General features: G+C 60.4%; 14 protein-coding genes. 6 read left to right on the top strand and 8 right to left on the bottom strand.

Features of this window, described 5'->3' with window-relative positions; all coding sequences use genetic code 11:
• Positions 1-40 precede the first annotated feature (40 nt).
• The 4 genes from AB4Z52_RS02810 to AB4Z52_RS02795 form a co-directional block, all read right to left on the bottom strand.
• The gene (locus AB4Z52_RS02810) at positions 41-382 is read right to left on the bottom strand and encodes a tRNA-binding protein (RefSeq protein ID WP_442216363.1); all 342 of its coding nucleotides are present in this window, start codon (positions 380-382) and stop codon (positions 41-43) included.
• A 15-nt stretch (positions 383-397) separates the two neighbouring features.
• Positions 398-1,237, bottom strand: coding sequence for a pyrroline-5-carboxylate reductase (gene proC / locus AB4Z52_RS02805; RefSeq protein WP_442216362.1), 840 nt, complete (start codon positions 1,235-1,237; stop codon positions 398-400).
• A 1-nt stretch (position 1,238) separates the two neighbouring features.
• Positions 1,239-1,739, bottom strand: a complete 501-nt coding sequence (locus AB4Z52_RS02800; RefSeq protein ID WP_442216361.1) for a YbjN domain-containing protein — start codon at positions 1,737-1,739, stop codon at positions 1,239-1,241.
• A 391-nt stretch (positions 1,740-2,130) separates the two neighbouring features.
• Positions 2,131-2,391 carry an accessory factor UbiK family protein gene (locus AB4Z52_RS02795; RefSeq protein ID WP_442216360.1) on the bottom strand — a complete coding sequence of 87 codons (261 nt, stop codon included), beginning with the start codon at positions 2,389-2,391 and terminating at the stop codon, positions 2,131-2,133.
• A gap of 216 nt (positions 2,392-2,607) precedes the next feature.
• Here AB4Z52_RS02795 and lgt point away from each other — a divergent pair, with 216 nt between their 5' ends.
• The 6 genes from lgt to AB4Z52_RS02765 all read left to right on the top strand — a co-directional run bounded on the left by lgt (position 2,608) and on the right by AB4Z52_RS02765 (position 8,688).
• A complete protein-coding gene (gene lgt / locus AB4Z52_RS02790; protein WP_442216359.1) occupies positions 2,608-3,456 on the top strand; it encodes a prolipoprotein diacylglyceryl transferase in 849 nt (282 codons plus the stop codon).
• A 21-nt stretch (positions 3,457-3,477) separates the two neighbouring features.
• On the top strand, positions 3,478-4,578 hold the full coding sequence (locus AB4Z52_RS02785; protein WP_442216358.1) for a class I SAM-dependent methyltransferase: 1,101 nt from the start codon (positions 3,478-3,480) through the stop codon (positions 4,576-4,578).
• 99 nt (positions 4,579-4,677) lie between these two features.
• Positions 4,678-5,475: a peptidoglycan editing factor PgeF gene (gene pgeF, locus AB4Z52_RS02780; RefSeq protein WP_442216647.1), complete on the top strand. Its 798-nt coding sequence runs from the start codon at positions 4,678-4,680 to the stop codon at positions 5,473-5,475.
• Positions 5,475-6,626 carry a M24 family metallopeptidase gene (locus AB4Z52_RS02775; protein WP_442216357.1) on the top strand — a complete coding sequence of 384 codons (1,152 nt, stop codon included), beginning with the start codon at positions 5,475-5,477 and terminating at the stop codon, positions 6,624-6,626. The genes pgeF and AB4Z52_RS02775 overlap by 1 nt, the downstream gene beginning before the upstream one ends.
• 93 nt (positions 6,627-6,719) lie before the next feature.
• A complete protein-coding gene (locus tag AB4Z52_RS02770; protein ID WP_442216646.1) occupies positions 6,720-7,649 on the top strand; it encodes a hypothetical protein in 930 nt (309 codons plus the stop codon).
• 106 nt (positions 7,650-7,755) lie between these two features.
• Positions 7,756-8,688, top strand: coding sequence for a ribose-phosphate pyrophosphokinase (locus tag AB4Z52_RS02765; RefSeq protein WP_442216356.1), 933 nt, complete (start codon positions 7,756-7,758; stop codon positions 8,686-8,688).
• Positions 8,689-8,941: 253 nt separating this feature from the next.
• Here AB4Z52_RS02765 and AB4Z52_RS02760 read toward each other — a convergent pair whose 3' ends face one another.
• From AB4Z52_RS02760 to AB4Z52_RS02745, 4 genes are all read right to left on the bottom strand, one after another.
• Positions 8,942-9,331 carry a DUF779 domain-containing protein gene (locus AB4Z52_RS02760; RefSeq protein ID WP_442216355.1) on the bottom strand — a complete coding sequence of 130 codons (390 nt, stop codon included), beginning with the start codon at positions 9,329-9,331 and terminating at the stop codon, positions 8,942-8,944.
• Between the two features lie 171 nt (positions 9,332-9,502).
• Positions 9,503-11,011: an aldehyde dehydrogenase gene (gene adh, locus AB4Z52_RS02755; protein ID WP_442216354.1), complete on the bottom strand. Its 1,509-nt coding sequence runs from the start codon at positions 11,009-11,011 to the stop codon at positions 9,503-9,505.
• A gap of 153 nt (positions 11,012-11,164) precedes the next feature.
• Positions 11,165-12,124, bottom strand: a complete 960-nt coding sequence (locus tag AB4Z52_RS02750) for a GAF domain-containing protein (RefSeq protein WP_442216353.1) — start codon at positions 12,122-12,124, stop codon at positions 11,165-11,167.
• Positions 12,125-12,244: 120 nt separating this feature from the next.
• Positions 12,245-13,702 carry a hypothetical protein gene (locus AB4Z52_RS02745; protein ID WP_442216352.1) on the bottom strand — a complete coding sequence of 486 codons (1,458 nt, stop codon included), beginning with the start codon at positions 13,700-13,702 and terminating at the stop codon, positions 12,245-12,247.
• Between the last annotated feature and the right edge of the window lie 84 nt (positions 13,703-13,786).

Raw genomic sequence — 13,786 nt, 5'->3', positions numbered from 1 at the left:
TTCATCGCCGGCGCGAACAATCCGCGGCATTTCGCCTAGATCACATCATTCTGCTGCCGTTCGGCGTCGGCCGTTCGACCGCTGCGAGCACAATGGCGCCTGCCTCGTCCTCGAACCCGAGGGTCAAGACCTCCGAGCGGAAGGGTCCGATCTGGCGCGGCGGGAAATTGACGACGGCAAGTACCTGCCGTCCGATCAGCGTCTCCAAACTATAGTGGACAGTGATCTGCGCCGAAGACTTCTTCACGCCGATGCCTGCTCCGAAATCTATCTTCAGCTTGAACGCGGGCTTGCGAGCTTCGGGAAAGGGTGCCGCCTCGACGATCGTTCCAACGCGAATGTCGACGCGCCCAAAATCGCCATAGGTGATTTCATCCGCCATCGACGCTTCCTCTGGTCAGCCGGCCAGCTCCTGGGCACGCTTGCGCGCTGCTTCCAGAGCCTCGTCAAACAGCGGCTGCATGCCGTTTTCGGCCATTAACACCGCAAGCGCCGCCGCCGTCGTGCCGCCTGGCGAAGTCACGTTCTGGCGCAGCCTCGAGGCGTCGTCGGGGGACTGGTGGAGAAGTTCGCCAGCCCCCGCGACGGTTTCCCGTGCGAGGCGCATGGCGAGGTCCGCCTGCAGGCCGAGTTTCCGGCCCGCTTCCGCCATGCACTCCACGAGATAAAAAACATAGGCCGGGCCGCTGCCGGAGAGCGCCGTGACCGAATCGATGTCGGTCTCGCCGGGTACCCATTCGACCGGCCCGGAAACCTTTAGGAGATTGTGGACAAGCTCTCTTTGCTGTTTGCCGACCCGCGAATTGGCAAAGGCGCCCGTAACGCCACGTCCGATCATCGCCGGAGTGTTCGGCATGGCTCGAACCATAGCCGCCTCGCCGAGATGGCTTTCAAGGAAGGCCAGCGTCTTGCCTGCAGCAACCGAAACCACCACTGTCTTTGGCCCGACCGCAACCTTCAGCGCCGGTAACACTGCTTCCATCACCTGCGGCTTGACCGCAAGAAAGAGAACACTGGCCTTGACGCCATCTGCAAGGCTTGTCGCGTGCGTGGCACCGGCATCGCCGATCAGCGTCAGCATCGCCGCGGAGGGACCCGGATCAACCACGATGACGGAGGCGCCCGGAATACCGCTCTTCAACCAGCCCGCCAGCATGGCGCCGCCCATATTCCCCGCTCCGACCAGAACGATCGGGCCAGAGAGCGTGGATGCCCCGGGCACTGCTGCCGATGTCATTTCAGGCCTCGCCTACGGTTTCAAAGAGAACGGCTTCCATCGCGCGGTTGGCTTCCATGCCGGACCAGACAACGAACTGGAACGCCTGATAATAGGCCTCGCAGGTGTCGAGCGCGTTGGACAGCAAAACCTCCACCTGCCGGTTCGTCGGCTCGGCACCGCCCGAAAGCAGCAGCGACTGGCGGAAGATCACGATGTCCTCCTGACGCCACAGATCGAAATGGCCCATCAACACCTGGCCGTTGACGCAGGAGAGCAGGCGGATGACTTCGTTGACACGAATATCGGGAATTTTGAGATCGAAGGCACAGGCGATGTGCAGCGCTTCAAATTCCTCCATCCAGGAAAAGGATACATGATAATCTGCCCAGTGTCCTGCGACAGTCATGGCAAGCTCGTCTTCGCCCGACCGCTCGAACGACCAGTCATTATTGGCGGCGACGAATTCGATCATATCGACCGGATTCGACTGTCGTTCAAATTCAATTTCCATCAGGCTCATGCAGCACCTTCTTGGCCGGAATGAATCTCGCTATTTCGTGTTTCGACACAAAACGACACAGATACGTTTACTCCGGAACAACCACTGGGAATGATGTCGAACCGATGCCAGGCTAATGCAATTACCATGCCTGAGGCTTACCAAGTCCGTTTCGAATCATCATTTAAAATCAGTGTATAGTGGCATGAACCCTGCGCCATCCCCTGAACCTGCAATTCGGCTGCAGCGCTGTGGATAGGCTCTCGGATTTAGATTCAGGAGCGAGTCATAACCGACTCTGCCGATTGGCTTTTTTGACAGTGTCCACAGGCATGATAAATTTGATTAATTTTTTGTGAAAAAGAGCGCGGTCGAGGTTCGCCGCGCTCCGTAAAGCCCGTTTGTTGCAGAGTTATTTGCTTTTCGACGCTAGACGCGCCTCCAATGCATCTATTCTCGCCAGCAATGCTTCGTTTTCGTCACGCGCCTTGATGGCCATCTCGCGCACAGCCTCGAATTCCTCGCGCTTGACGATGTCCATACTGTTCAGCCAGCGCTCGGCCTGGGCGTTGAAGGCCGTTTCTATTTCGCGGCGAACGCCCTGGGCAGCGCCCGCGGCATCGGTCATCAACTTTGCGAATTCGTCCATGATGCGGTTCGGTCCAGTGCTCATGTTGGCTCTCCCTTGCGGCCGTAGGCCCGACTGTATTGGGTCAGGTCTTTCACGTCCACGATAGTCTTGAGTTAGGATTTCGGAGGCCTCGATGCAAGCGCTTTAGCATGTCACAGGACGTCAGGCTGCGGGCTCTGTGCGGTAGTGTTACAATATTCAACTTGACCGATACCTGCTGCGACGGCATGTTCCCGCCAAATCAACGGACCGAACACATTGCCGACAGCCGCTAATCTTCTCGCCATATTGCCCTATCCGCAAATCGATCCGATCGCATTTTCGCTAGGACCGCTGGCGATCCATTGGTATGGCCTTGCCTATGTCGTCGGCATTCTTCTAGGCTGGGCCTATGCCCGCCGGCTCGTAAACCAGGGCCGGCTCTGGCGCGGGGACACAGCGCCTATGACGGTCGCCAATCTCGACGATTTCATCGTCTGGGTGGCGCTGGGCATCGTGCTCGGCGGCCGCATCGGCTATATCCTGTTCTACGATCTCCAAGCCGTCATCGAAAACCCGATCCGCGCCATCGAGATCTGGAACGGCGGCATGTCCTTCCATGGCGGCTTCATAGGCACGACGGTCGCGATGATCCTCTTTGCCCGCCGCAGCAAGATCCCCGTCTGGAGCCTGTTCGATATTGTTTCGGCTGTCGTCCCGATCGGCCTCTTCTTCGGCCGCATCGCCAATTTCATCAACGGCGAACTCTGGGGCCGTATCTCCGGCGTTCCCTGGGGCATGATCTTCCCGACAGGAGGGCCGTTTACGCGCCACCCGAGCCAGCTCTACGAGGCGGGACTTGAAGGCATCATCCTTTTCCTTGTCCTTGCCGCCATGACCTATTGGGTGAAGGCTCTGAAGATACCTGGGACTGTGACCGGCGTTTTTGTCATCGGTTACGCGCTCTCTCGTATTTTCGTCGAATTCTTCCGTGAACCTGACGCGCAACTCGGCTATCTCCTCGGCACCAACTGGTTGACCATGGGGATGGTCCTGTCGTCGCCGATGATCCTGCTTGGCATCTGGGCGATCTTCCGCGCCCGGCATGCCGCAGGCAAGCTGGCTTGATACTGGTCGGGGCGATTTGCGATGACGACAGCTCTTGGAGAAAAGATCAAAGCCATCATCCGCGCAACCGGACCGATTAGCGTGACCGACTACTTCTCGCTCTGCTTGGCAGATGCGGAATACGGCTACTACAAGACGCGCGAACCCTTCGGATCTTCCGGCGATTTCGTCACGGCTCCGGAAGTCAGCCAGCTCTTCGGCGAAATGATCGGCATCTTCATGGTGCATGCCTGGCAGCGCCACGGCAAGCCATCGAACGTCCGCCTCGTCGAGGTCGGCCCCGGCCGGGGCACGATGATGGCCGACATGCTGCGGGTGATCGCCCGCATAGCGCCCGGCCTGCATGAGACGCTCTGCGTTCATCTTGTCGAGACCAGCGAACGACTGCGCGATGTCCAGCAGCGAACGCTTGCCAACTACGAAGGCAAGATCGCCTGGCATTCCGGTTTCGATGAAGTCCCACCCGGATTCACGCTGCTTGCCGCCAACGAATTGTTCGATGCCATTCCGATCCGCCAGTTCGTGCGCACCGCGAACGGCTTTCGCGAACGGGTTATCGGCTTTGACATCGACGGCGAGCTAACCTTTGCAGCCGGCGTCGCAAGCCTCGATCCGGCATTGCTACCCGACACAAGTCGTCATCTGCCGCTTGGCACGACCTTCGAGATCGCCCCTGCCCGCCAGGCCGTCATGACGATGATCTGCGACCGGCTGGCGGCGTGCGGAGGCACCGCTGTAATCATCGACTACGGTCACATGATAACCGCGTTCGGCGATACACTGCAGGCCGTTCGAATGCATGAGTACGATCCGCCGCTGGAACACCCTGGGGAGGCGGACCTGACCAGCCATGTCGATTTCCAGCATCTGGCCGAAACCGCGCGCGCCTCCGGCGTCCATATCAACGGCTGCGCCCATCAGGGCGACTTTTTGATCGGTCTCGGCCTGATGGAACGCGCCGCAGCGCTCGGTCGCGACCAGGACGATCTGGTCCAGCAGAATATCCAGGCCGCGGTGGACCGCCTTGCCGGTGCCGGCGAAGGCAAGATGGGCGAACTCTTCAAGGTGCTGGCGATCTCAAGCCCGGCGATCGATCTGATGCCGTTCCGCCCGGTGGATTGACAGCAAGCGCGTCGGCGGGTCAACATTAGACAAAGAAAAGCGCTTCGCCGGAGAGGCGAGCGACGCGAGCGACGGCACCCCGATAACCATGGCCGGATGATGAAGGACGACGCATTGCCGAGCCCGATCGAAAGCACGCTGCTGAAAGATGCAGGCAAAGCCGGCATCCAGCACGGCTATTTCACCCGCAACGGCGGCGTCTCCAAAGGCATATACCGGGGTCTCAACGTCGGCCTTGGATCGAATGACGATCGCAACGACGTCAACGAGAATCGCCGGCGCGTCGCCGCCTGGTTCGGCGTGCCGGCATCAAAGCTCGCAACGGTTCATCAGCTTCACTCGCCCGACGTCGTCACGGTCGACGCTGCCTATAACGGCGCTCGCCCTGAGGCGGATGCGATGGTGACGGCGACGCCGGGAATAGCCCTTGGCGTGCTTGCCGCCGATTGCGGCCCCATCCTTTTTGCCGATCCCGAAAATCGCGTCATCGGCGCTGCGCATGCCGGCTGGAAGGGTGCGCTCAACGGCGTGCTTGAAAACACCGTCGAGGCCATGCTGGCGCTGGGCGCCCGGCGGGATGCCATCGTCGCCTGCCTTGGACCCTCGATCAGCCAAGCAAACTACGAGGTCGGGCCGGAATTCGTCGAACGCTTCATAGCCTACGATCCGGCCTATGCCAGATATTTCGCGCCGTCCGGGCGGCCGGGCCATTCCATGTTCGATCTCAAGGCATTGACGGTGGATCGCCTGGCAGCCACGGGCATTGCCGCCGAAAGCCTCGACCTCTGCACCTACCCCGACAGCGATCGTTTCTTCTCCTATCGCCGCACCACCCATGCGAAGGAGCCGGACTACGGACGCCAGATATCAGCCATCGCAATTGAGGATACCTTCTAATGGCACTTCATTTCGAAGCGAACGAATTCAGCGAACGACTCGGGCGCCTGACTGCAAAGATGCAGGAGGAAAAGCTCGACGCCATGCTGCTTTTCGCGCAGGAGAGCATGTTCTGGCTGACCGGCTACGACACGTTCGGCTACTGCTTCTTCCAGACGCTGGTCGTAAAGGCAGACGGGACGATGGCGCTTCTGACGCGCTCGGCCGATCTGAGGCAGGCACGCCAGACATCGGTCATCCAAGACATTCACATCTGGGTCGACCGCGTCAATGCCGATCCGACGCTCGACCTCAAGAACCTGCTTATCGAGATGGACCTTCTCGGCGCCCGCATCGGCGTTGAATATGACACGCATGGCATGACCGGTCGCGTCGCGCGCCTGCTCGACAGCCAGCTGACGAGCTTCGGCCAGTTGGTCGACGCCTCCTATCTCGTGAGCGGCCTTCGCCTTGTGAAGAGCCCGACCGAGATCGCCTATGTCGAGCGGGCGGCAGCCCTTGCCGACGACGCGCTCGACGCGGCACTCGCCCTCATCAAGCCCGGCGCCGACGAGGCCGACATCCTTGCCGCCATGCAGGGCGCCGTCTTTTCGGGCGGCGGCGACTACCCGGCAAACGAATATATCATCGGATCGGGCAGCGACGCCTTGCTCTGCCGCTACAAGGCTGGCCGCCGCAAGCTCGACGCCAATGACCAGCTGACGCTCGAATGGGCCGGCACCTATGCCCATTATCACGCAGCGATGATGCGCACCGTCGTCATCGGCGAGCCGACGCATCGCCACCGCGAGCTCTACAGCGCCTGCCTTGAAACCATCCAGGCAATCGAGACCGTGCTGCGTCCCGGCCATGTCTTCGGCGATGTCTTCGACATGCACGCAAAGATTATGGACGAACGCGGGCTGGCGCGGCATCGGCTGAACGCCTGCGGCTATTCGCTCGGCGCCCGCTTCTCTCCCTCCTGGATGGAGCACCAGATGTTCCATGTCGGCAATCAGCAGGAGATCCTCGAGGGCATGTCGCTGTTCGTCCACATGATCATCATGGATTCGGACACGGACACCGCGATGACGCTCGGACAAACCTATCTGACCACCTCGCAAGGACCGCAGACGCTTTCCAGGCATTCGCTCGACTTTCTTAACCGTTGATCCGCTACACTGCCCGGCACGATTGGAATTGAGAGCGCGGTGACCGCTCTCGCCAATCTCTCCGATATGCACGAGGAAAGGGCGGGTCGGGCGATGGGACTGGTCAGAACAACGTCGATATCGGTTGTCCTTTGCTTCCTGCTTGCGGCCTGTAACACGACCGACGCACTGACACCGCGCGTCGGGATCGGTGACGACATGGCCGGCGCCGGCTCCTCACCGGTGACCCAGCGCGACACCGAACGGATGGCAGCGGCTCAGCCGCAGCGGGTTCTCGGATCCGAGACCGAAAACACCTACCAGTCGGACACCAATCAGCAGGCATATCAGCCGAGCGGTGGCGGCGCATATGGAGGAACGCTCGACCAGCAGGCCGATGCCCTTCGAACCAGCGGCGTCAATCCCCAGGCCTCGCAGCCCCTGGACGACGGGCAATCGCCACAGCCCCACAGAAGCTACGGCGCCCCGCCCTCGACGCTCTCCGAACAGGAAGAAGCGGATCGCCGTCTCAACGAGCAACCAATGCCCAGGCGCCGCCAGCCTGTTCAGCAGGAAGAGCAGCAACAGGACGAGGCGCAACAGCCGGAGCAGCAGCAACAGCAGCCTGACCAACCGGCCGCCCAGCAGGCTTCATTGCCGCCCGCCTCTCCCGCCGACACCAATACGGTCCGCTTCCTGCCGATCATCGGCGCACCGCTCGAAGCGGTAACGCCGCTGTCTCGCCAGCTGGGCGCCGAGGCACGCGCCAACGGCCTTTCGATCAAAAGCTCGAGCGACACGACGAGCAGCTACATCCTGAAGGGCTACCTCTCGGCCTTCGCCGATGGCCCGGCGATCACAGTGTCCTATGTCTGGGACGTGCTCGACAATAGCGGCGCACGCCTGCACCGCATCCAGGGAACGCAGAGCGTACCCTTGAAGAAGGGCGATCCCTGGGCCGCCGTCCCTGCGTCCGTGATGCAGCAGATTGCCACCAAAACCATGGCCGAGTTCACTTCATGGCGCACAACGCGCGGTGGATAGCTGCCCTCCTTGACAGAAATGTTAAAGCGCATAGAGCCTAACCCCTTGCATTCGAGATCAGGCCCGTTAAAAGCGCGGCTATCAAGTTGGCAATAGGCGGACCACAATGAAGGTTTTCGCAGGCAATTCGAACCGGCACCTTGCCGAAGCGATCTGCAATTATCTCAATGTTCCCTTGGGTAGGGCGAGTGTCCGCCGGTTCGCCGACCAGGAGATCTTCGTCGAGATCCAGGAAAACGTCCGCGGCGAGGATGTTTTCCTCGTGCAGCCGACATCGTTTCCCGCCAACGACCACCTGATGGAACTGCTGATCATGATCGATGCGATGCGGCGCTCGTCCGCCCGCCGCATCACCGCAGTCCTCCCCTATTTCGGCTATGCCCGCCAGGACCGCAAACCGGGACCGCGCACGCCGATCTCCGCCAAGCTCGTCGCCAACCTGATCACCGAAGCCGGCGCCGATCGTGTGTTGACGCTCGACCTGCATGCAGGCCAGATCCAGGGCTTCTTCGATATCCCGACGGACAATCTCTACGCCCTGCCGATCCTGACCCGTGACATCAAGCAGAACTACGACATCAGCAACGTCATGGTGGTGTCGCCTGACGTCGGCGGCGTCGTGCGCGCGCGAGCACTTGCCAAGCGGCTGGACTGTCTGCTGGCAATCGTCGACAAGCGCCGCGATCGCCCAGGCGAGTCGGAAGTGATGAACATCATCGGTGAAGTCAGCGGCAAGGATTGCCTTTTGATCGACGACATCGTCGATAGCGGCGGAACGCTGGTCAACGCTGCCGAGGCACTGTTGAAGCACGGCGCCACCAGCGTCACCGCCTATATTACCCACGGCGTGCTGTCGGGCGGCGCGGTGACCCGTGTCACCTCATCGAAGCTGAAGGAGCTTGTCATCACCGACAGTATCCAGCCAACCACTGCCGTCCAGTCCGCCCACAATATCCGCGTCGTCAGCACCGCCAGCCTCATCGGCGAGGCGATCAACCGCACCAGCCAGGAAGAATCGGTCTCCAGCCTGTTCGACTGATAGGGCGCTGCATGCGCCCTCCCCAGCCCTCATGGTGAGGAGGCTCGCGGGCCGTATCGAACCACGATAGTTGGCCCCGAGGCTGCAGCACGACAGCAAGCCGAATCCGCTGAACAAGCGCCCGCGTACTCGAGGCAATTCTTCGAATTGCACTTCAGCATGAGGCTTGACGTCCCTGCCTCGGTTCATTCGCTCTTTATATGCCCTGACCTTGTGGAAGAGATCGGGAGGATACCACCTCCACCCCAGAAAATTACACCCGAGTGGCAACCAATGGAACTGCGCAGGCCTCGCCGCCGTTGAACAGGCGTGAGCGCGTCAGGAACCGCTTTTCGCGGCCATTGTCGAGGGAAAACATGCCGCCCCTCCCCGGCACGACGTCGATGATCAGCTGGGTGTGCCTCCAGGCTTCGAACTGGCTGCCGCTGATATAGACCGGCACGCCTCCGATCTCGCCGAGCTTCACATCATTGTCACCGAGCGGAAATTCGCCCGCGGGATAGCACATGGGCGACGAGCCGTCGCAGCAGCCGCCGGACTGATGGAACAGAATGTCGGGATGATCCCGCCGGATCTCCTCTATGAGCGCGAGTGCGGCATCCGTTGCCAATACCCGCGGCTCGCCATTGATCGTCTCGGTCATTAAAGCCTCCCCAAAAAGGGGCCCTTCGCCCGCCTGCTGGGGGACAGGTCGGGACGAAGGGCAATGGCAGGGAGAGGGACTCTCGACGGCCCCTCGTCCGGCCCTTCAATTCATCGATGGACCGGTAGCTTTCCCCTGCAAGCAGGAAAAGGAGTACGCCGTTCCGCCCGCTCAGAAGAATCCAAGCGCCTTCGGGCTGTAGCTTACCAGCATGTTCTTGGTCTGTTGATAATGGTCGAGCATCATCTTGTGGGTCTCGCGGCCGATGCCGGATTGCTTGTAGCCGCCAAATGCCGCATGCGCGGGATAGGCGTGATAGCAATTGGTCCAGACGCGGCCCGCCTGGATGCCGCGGCCAAAGCGGTAGCAACGGTTGGCATCACGGCTCCATACTCCGGCGCCGAGGCCATAGAGCGTGTCGTTGGCGATCTCCATTGCTTCGTTCTCGTCCTTGAAGGTCGTCACCGAGACCACCGGCCCGAAAATTTCCTCCTGGAAGACCCGCATCTTGTTATGGCCCTTGAAGATCGTCGGCTTGACGTAGTAGCCATTGGCAAGTTCGCCGCCGAGATCGTTGCGCGACCCGCCGGTCAAGACCTCGGCGCCTTCCTGCCTGCCGATGTCGAGATAGGCAAGGATCTTTTCCAGCTGCTCGCTGGAGGCCTGCGCTCCGATCATCGTCGCGGTGTCGAGCGGGTTACCCTGCTTGATCGCCTCGACGCGTTTGACAGCCTTTTCCATGAAGCGATCGTAAATGCTCTCCTGCACCAGCGCGCGGCTGGGGCATGTGCAGACCTCCCCCTGGTTCAGCGCGAACATCGCAAAGCCCTCAAGCGCCTTGTCGAGGAAATCGTCATCCTCGGCCATGACATCCGCAAAGAAGATGTTCGGCGATTTGCCGCCGAGCTCGAGCGTGACCGGAATGAGGTTCTGGCTGGCATATTGCATGATTAGACGGCCGGTCGTGGTCTCGCCGGTGAAGGCGATCTTGGCAATACGCGGGCTTGTTGCGAGCGGCTTGCCGGCTTCGAGCCCGAAGCCATTGACGATATTGAGCACGCCCTTCGGGAACAGGTCGCCGACGATTTCGGCCCAGACCAGCAACGAGGCAGGCGTCTGTTCGGCAGGCTTGATGACGACACAATTGCCGGCCGCAAGTGCTGGCGCCAGCTTCCACGCAGCCATCAGGATCGGGAAATTCCATGGAATGATCTGCCCGACCACCCCGAGCGGCTCATGAAAGTGATAGGCGACGGTATCGTGGTCGATCTCACCGATCGAGCCTTCCTGGGCGCGAATGCAGGCGGCGAAATAACGGAAATGATCGATTGCCAGCGGCATGTCGGCCGCCATTGTCTCACGGATCGGCTTGCCGTTGTCCCATGTCTCCGCCCTGGCAAGCAATTCGAGATTGTCCTCCATCCGCTGCGCCACCTTCATCAGGATGTTCGAGCGTTCGGTGGCCGACATCTTGCCCCAACCGTCCTTGGCCGCGTGGGCCGCATCGATGGCGGCGTTGATATCCTTTTCATCGGAACGCGGAATGTCGCAAAGCTTGCCACCTGTAACAGGGGTGACGTTCTCGAAATATTTGCCCGAGATCGGCTCGCGCCATTCGCCACCGATATAGTTGCCGTATTTCAGCTTGAATGGCGACTCGACGATTTTCTGGTGCAGCATGATATCCTCCCTTGTGGACTGGTCCCGCTACGGACCGATGGACGCAAGCTGCACCTGCTTGGTGTCGATAAGTAGAGCACCGGATCAATGCCGCACCGCACAGTGTTTCACATGTGCGACAACAATCGACCGCGTCGACGCACGGCTCGGTCTTTAGTGCAGCGACAGCTTTTTCATCTTGCGGTGCATCGTCGCGCGACTGATGCCGAGCAAGGTCGCGGCTTGCGAGACATTGCCGCTGGTGCGCGACAGTACGCGGCGAAGGGCCGCGCGCTCGGCCTCGACGAGGTCTGCCCCGCCTTCGCTGCGGTCCTCATGCAAGGCATCGGAGGCGGGCAAGCCCGCGGCAATATGAGCGTCATCGAGCTTGAGCGCCAACCGCGCCGCACGGGTTGCGCCAAGGACAAGGTCGTCCTTGTCGACGGCGAGCAGTGCCGCGGCAGGATTTGCGCCGGCCGGCACCATAATGAAGCGCGCGCCCGGAAAGGCACTGCGGAAGAGATTGGTTTCGATGCGCAAGGCAGCGTCCCGGACCGCCTGCGACAGGATTGCCAGTGCCATTTCGTTGACGTCTTCGCGGCAGGTGGAAATATCGAGTGCGGCGGCGATCTGGCCGCGATGGTCGCGGATCGGCGCGGTGGTGCAGCTCAGGCGGATGTTAGCCGACAGGAAATGCTGGTCGCGGAATATGGCGACTGGACGCTCGTCGGCAATTGCCGTACCGATACCATTCGTCCCCACGCTCGCCTCGGTCCAGACGGAGCCGGGCCACAGCCCGAGCCGATGAAAGTCCTTGTCGTCTGTGCTGGCACCACGTCGATCGAGAGCCACGCCGTCGCGATCGGTCAAGAGCACGCAGCAGCCTGCCTTGCCAACGGTTGAAAAAAGCCGGTCCAGCTCCTCGGTGGCTTCGGCGATCAGTCTCTCCGATTGCTGCCGAACAGCGCGAAATTCTTCCTCGGTCAACCGGAACGGCGACCGCGCCTCTTCCGGCGCCAGCATGTGCATGGTCATGCAACGATACCAGGAAGCAATGATCGGGGAACTGGCAGCGGCGGATTTCTGTTGCGCGCTTGCATAGACGCGCTCAGCGTGAGCGATCTCGTTTTGCATGTGCTCCTCCCAAAGCATGGGAGGCGAGTGTGTCGCGGAATGAGGACGGTTGCAAACGGTAAAGACCTGAAATCGGATGGGCACTGTCTCAAAGCTGAGACAGTGCCGTGTCAGCCGGTGCTATTTCGGCGCCTTGATGACTTGTCCGTTGACGATGAAGGTCCCGTCGTCCGTAGCGCTGACATCCCAACGCTGGCGTCCGTCGGGATCGGTCTTGGCAAAGCCCTTGGCCATCATCATAACGAACGACACCTGGTTGAGCTCAGCATCGGTCTTCGCGGCGTTCTGGATAAACGCAATCGTCTTGTCATAGTCGCGGGCAAGGATCGATGCCTGCAACGAATAACGGTCCTTCTGTTTCGGATACCCGGTGACGCTGCCGGAGACCTCGAAGTCATAGACGCTTGACGTCGCGCCGATCTTCGGGAAATCGACGGTGACCGAGCCTTTCGGAAACACTGCCTGGCCTATCCTGTCGCCCTGTTCCTTCGAAAGCGGCTCGGGCTTTGAAAAGTCGGCTTCTAGCAGAATATCCGTCGCAGCGGCAAGATCCATGTCAGGAACGCCAATTTCCAACACAGCCGTATCGGGCACCAGGGGCTGGTAATCGGCCGGGATGACGCCCGCATCGAGCTTCAGACCTTCCGCCTTCAGGCCGAAACCGACGCTCGACGCCTTGGTCACGCCATTCATATGAGCAGAGTAGTCAACCCTCTTCAGCGCGACCTTGCCCTTTTCGGTAACAATGGACAGGTTGTTGGCCGAGGCGGTTTCTTCAAGCGATTGGAATACCGGAAGCGCCTCGCGGATCAATGCCTTGAACTTGTCGCCGCCACTCTTGGAGAGGGTCTTTGCCTTGACATGAGCGAACACGAACCGCGCGAGTTCGCGCAGTTCCTTGATCGGAACGCTGGTTGCCTTGGCGTCGAAATCGATCGAATCGGCACGCACTTCGACGGTTGGGGTGGTCGGCGCGCTGATTTTCTCGTAAAAGCCCGGCATCGTGCCGGTGCTCAGGAAATCGACCGTTCCAGCCTTGCCGGTATCCGTGGCCGAAAACTTGGAGTTCATTCCGTCAAAGCTTGCCTCGACCGTCTGAGCCGCACTTTTCGACGACATCTTGATGGCCTTGGCCGTCACATCCATTGAGCGCAGGTAGCTGATCGCCGGATCGAAGACGCCAGTGTAGACTAACGACGCCAGCGAATAGGTGATGTCGGTCTCTGGCGCATCGCCGAGCTTGGAATGAGCTGATATCTCGAGCGAGTTGTCGCCATCGATGCTCCACAGCCCCTTGTCCATCGGCGCTGCGAACATCATCAAGGGTTTGAGGCCGGCGATTGAAAAATTGGACGAGCTGATCTTGTCGAAGAATTTCGACAGATCATAGGTGACCTCGTAGCGATTGGTCGCCGGTTTTACAGTTATGAACCCGCTGTCGGCCAGGTCGCGCGATAGATATTGGGTGAGCACACCGCGCAGTTCCTTTGCGCCCTGCTCGCTGACGTCTGCGGCCTTCGATGTAACAGCGAGGCCAAGGGTAAATACTGCGGCGGCGACTAGGACATTGGAACGCATGAAATCGAACTCTCTTTTTTAGCGGCAGCGTCGGCGGGAATGTGGAAGACTGGCGAGTCTTATGTCAACCGGCTAATGCCTGAC

This window comes from Rhizobium sp. 2YAF20, assembly GCF_052114685.1.
In the GTDB taxonomy this organism is placed as follows: domain Bacteria; phylum Pseudomonadota; class Alphaproteobacteria; order Rhizobiales; family Rhizobiaceae; genus Rhizobium.
Note: the sequence above shows the minus strand (reverse complement) of the source record. Positions and strands in the feature narration are given on the sequence as shown.

Bases quoted from the DNA above. Each gene is read 5' to 3' on its own strand.
- AB4Z52_RS02810 (WP_442216363.1), bottom strand. From the start codon at position 382: ATGGCGGATGAAATCACCTATGGCGATTTTGGGCGCGTCGACATTCGC.
- proC (WP_442216362.1), bottom strand. From the start codon at position 1,237: ATGACATCGGCAGCAGTGCCCGGGGCATCCACGCTCTCTGGCCCGATC.
- AB4Z52_RS02800 (WP_442216361.1), bottom strand. From the start codon at position 1,739: ATGAGCCTGATGGAAATTGAATTTGAACGACAGTCGAATCCGGTCGAT.
- AB4Z52_RS02795 (WP_442216360.1), bottom strand. From the start codon at position 2,391: ATGAGCACTGGACCGAACCGCATCATGGACGAATTCGCAAAGTTGATG.
- AB4Z52_RS02785 (WP_442216358.1), top strand. From the start codon at position 3,478: ATGACGACAGCTCTTGGAGAAAAGATCAAAGCCATCATCCGCGCAACC.
- pgeF (WP_442216647.1), top strand. From the start codon at position 4,678: ATGAAGGACGACGCATTGCCGAGCCCGATCGAAAGCACGCTGCTGAAA.
- AB4Z52_RS02775 (WP_442216357.1), top strand. From the start codon at position 5,475: ATGGCACTTCATTTCGAAGCGAACGAATTCAGCGAACGACTCGGGCGC.
- AB4Z52_RS02770 (WP_442216646.1), top strand. From the start codon at position 6,720: ATGGGACTGGTCAGAACAACGTCGATATCGGTTGTCCTTTGCTTCCTG.
- AB4Z52_RS02765 (WP_442216356.1), top strand. From the start codon at position 7,756: ATGAAGGTTTTCGCAGGCAATTCGAACCGGCACCTTGCCGAAGCGATC.
- AB4Z52_RS02760 (WP_442216355.1), bottom strand. From the start codon at position 9,331: ATGACCGAGACGATCAATGGCGAGCCGCGGGTATTGGCAACGGATGCC.
- adh (WP_442216354.1), bottom strand. From the start codon at position 11,011: ATGCTGCACCAGAAAATCGTCGAGTCGCCATTCAAGCTGAAATACGGC.
- AB4Z52_RS02750 (WP_442216353.1), bottom strand. From the start codon at position 12,124: ATGCAAAACGAGATCGCTCACGCTGAGCGCGTCTATGCAAGCGCGCAA.
- AB4Z52_RS02745 (WP_442216352.1), bottom strand. From the start codon at position 13,702: ATGCGTTCCAATGTCCTAGTCGCCGCCGCAGTATTTACCCTTGGCCTC.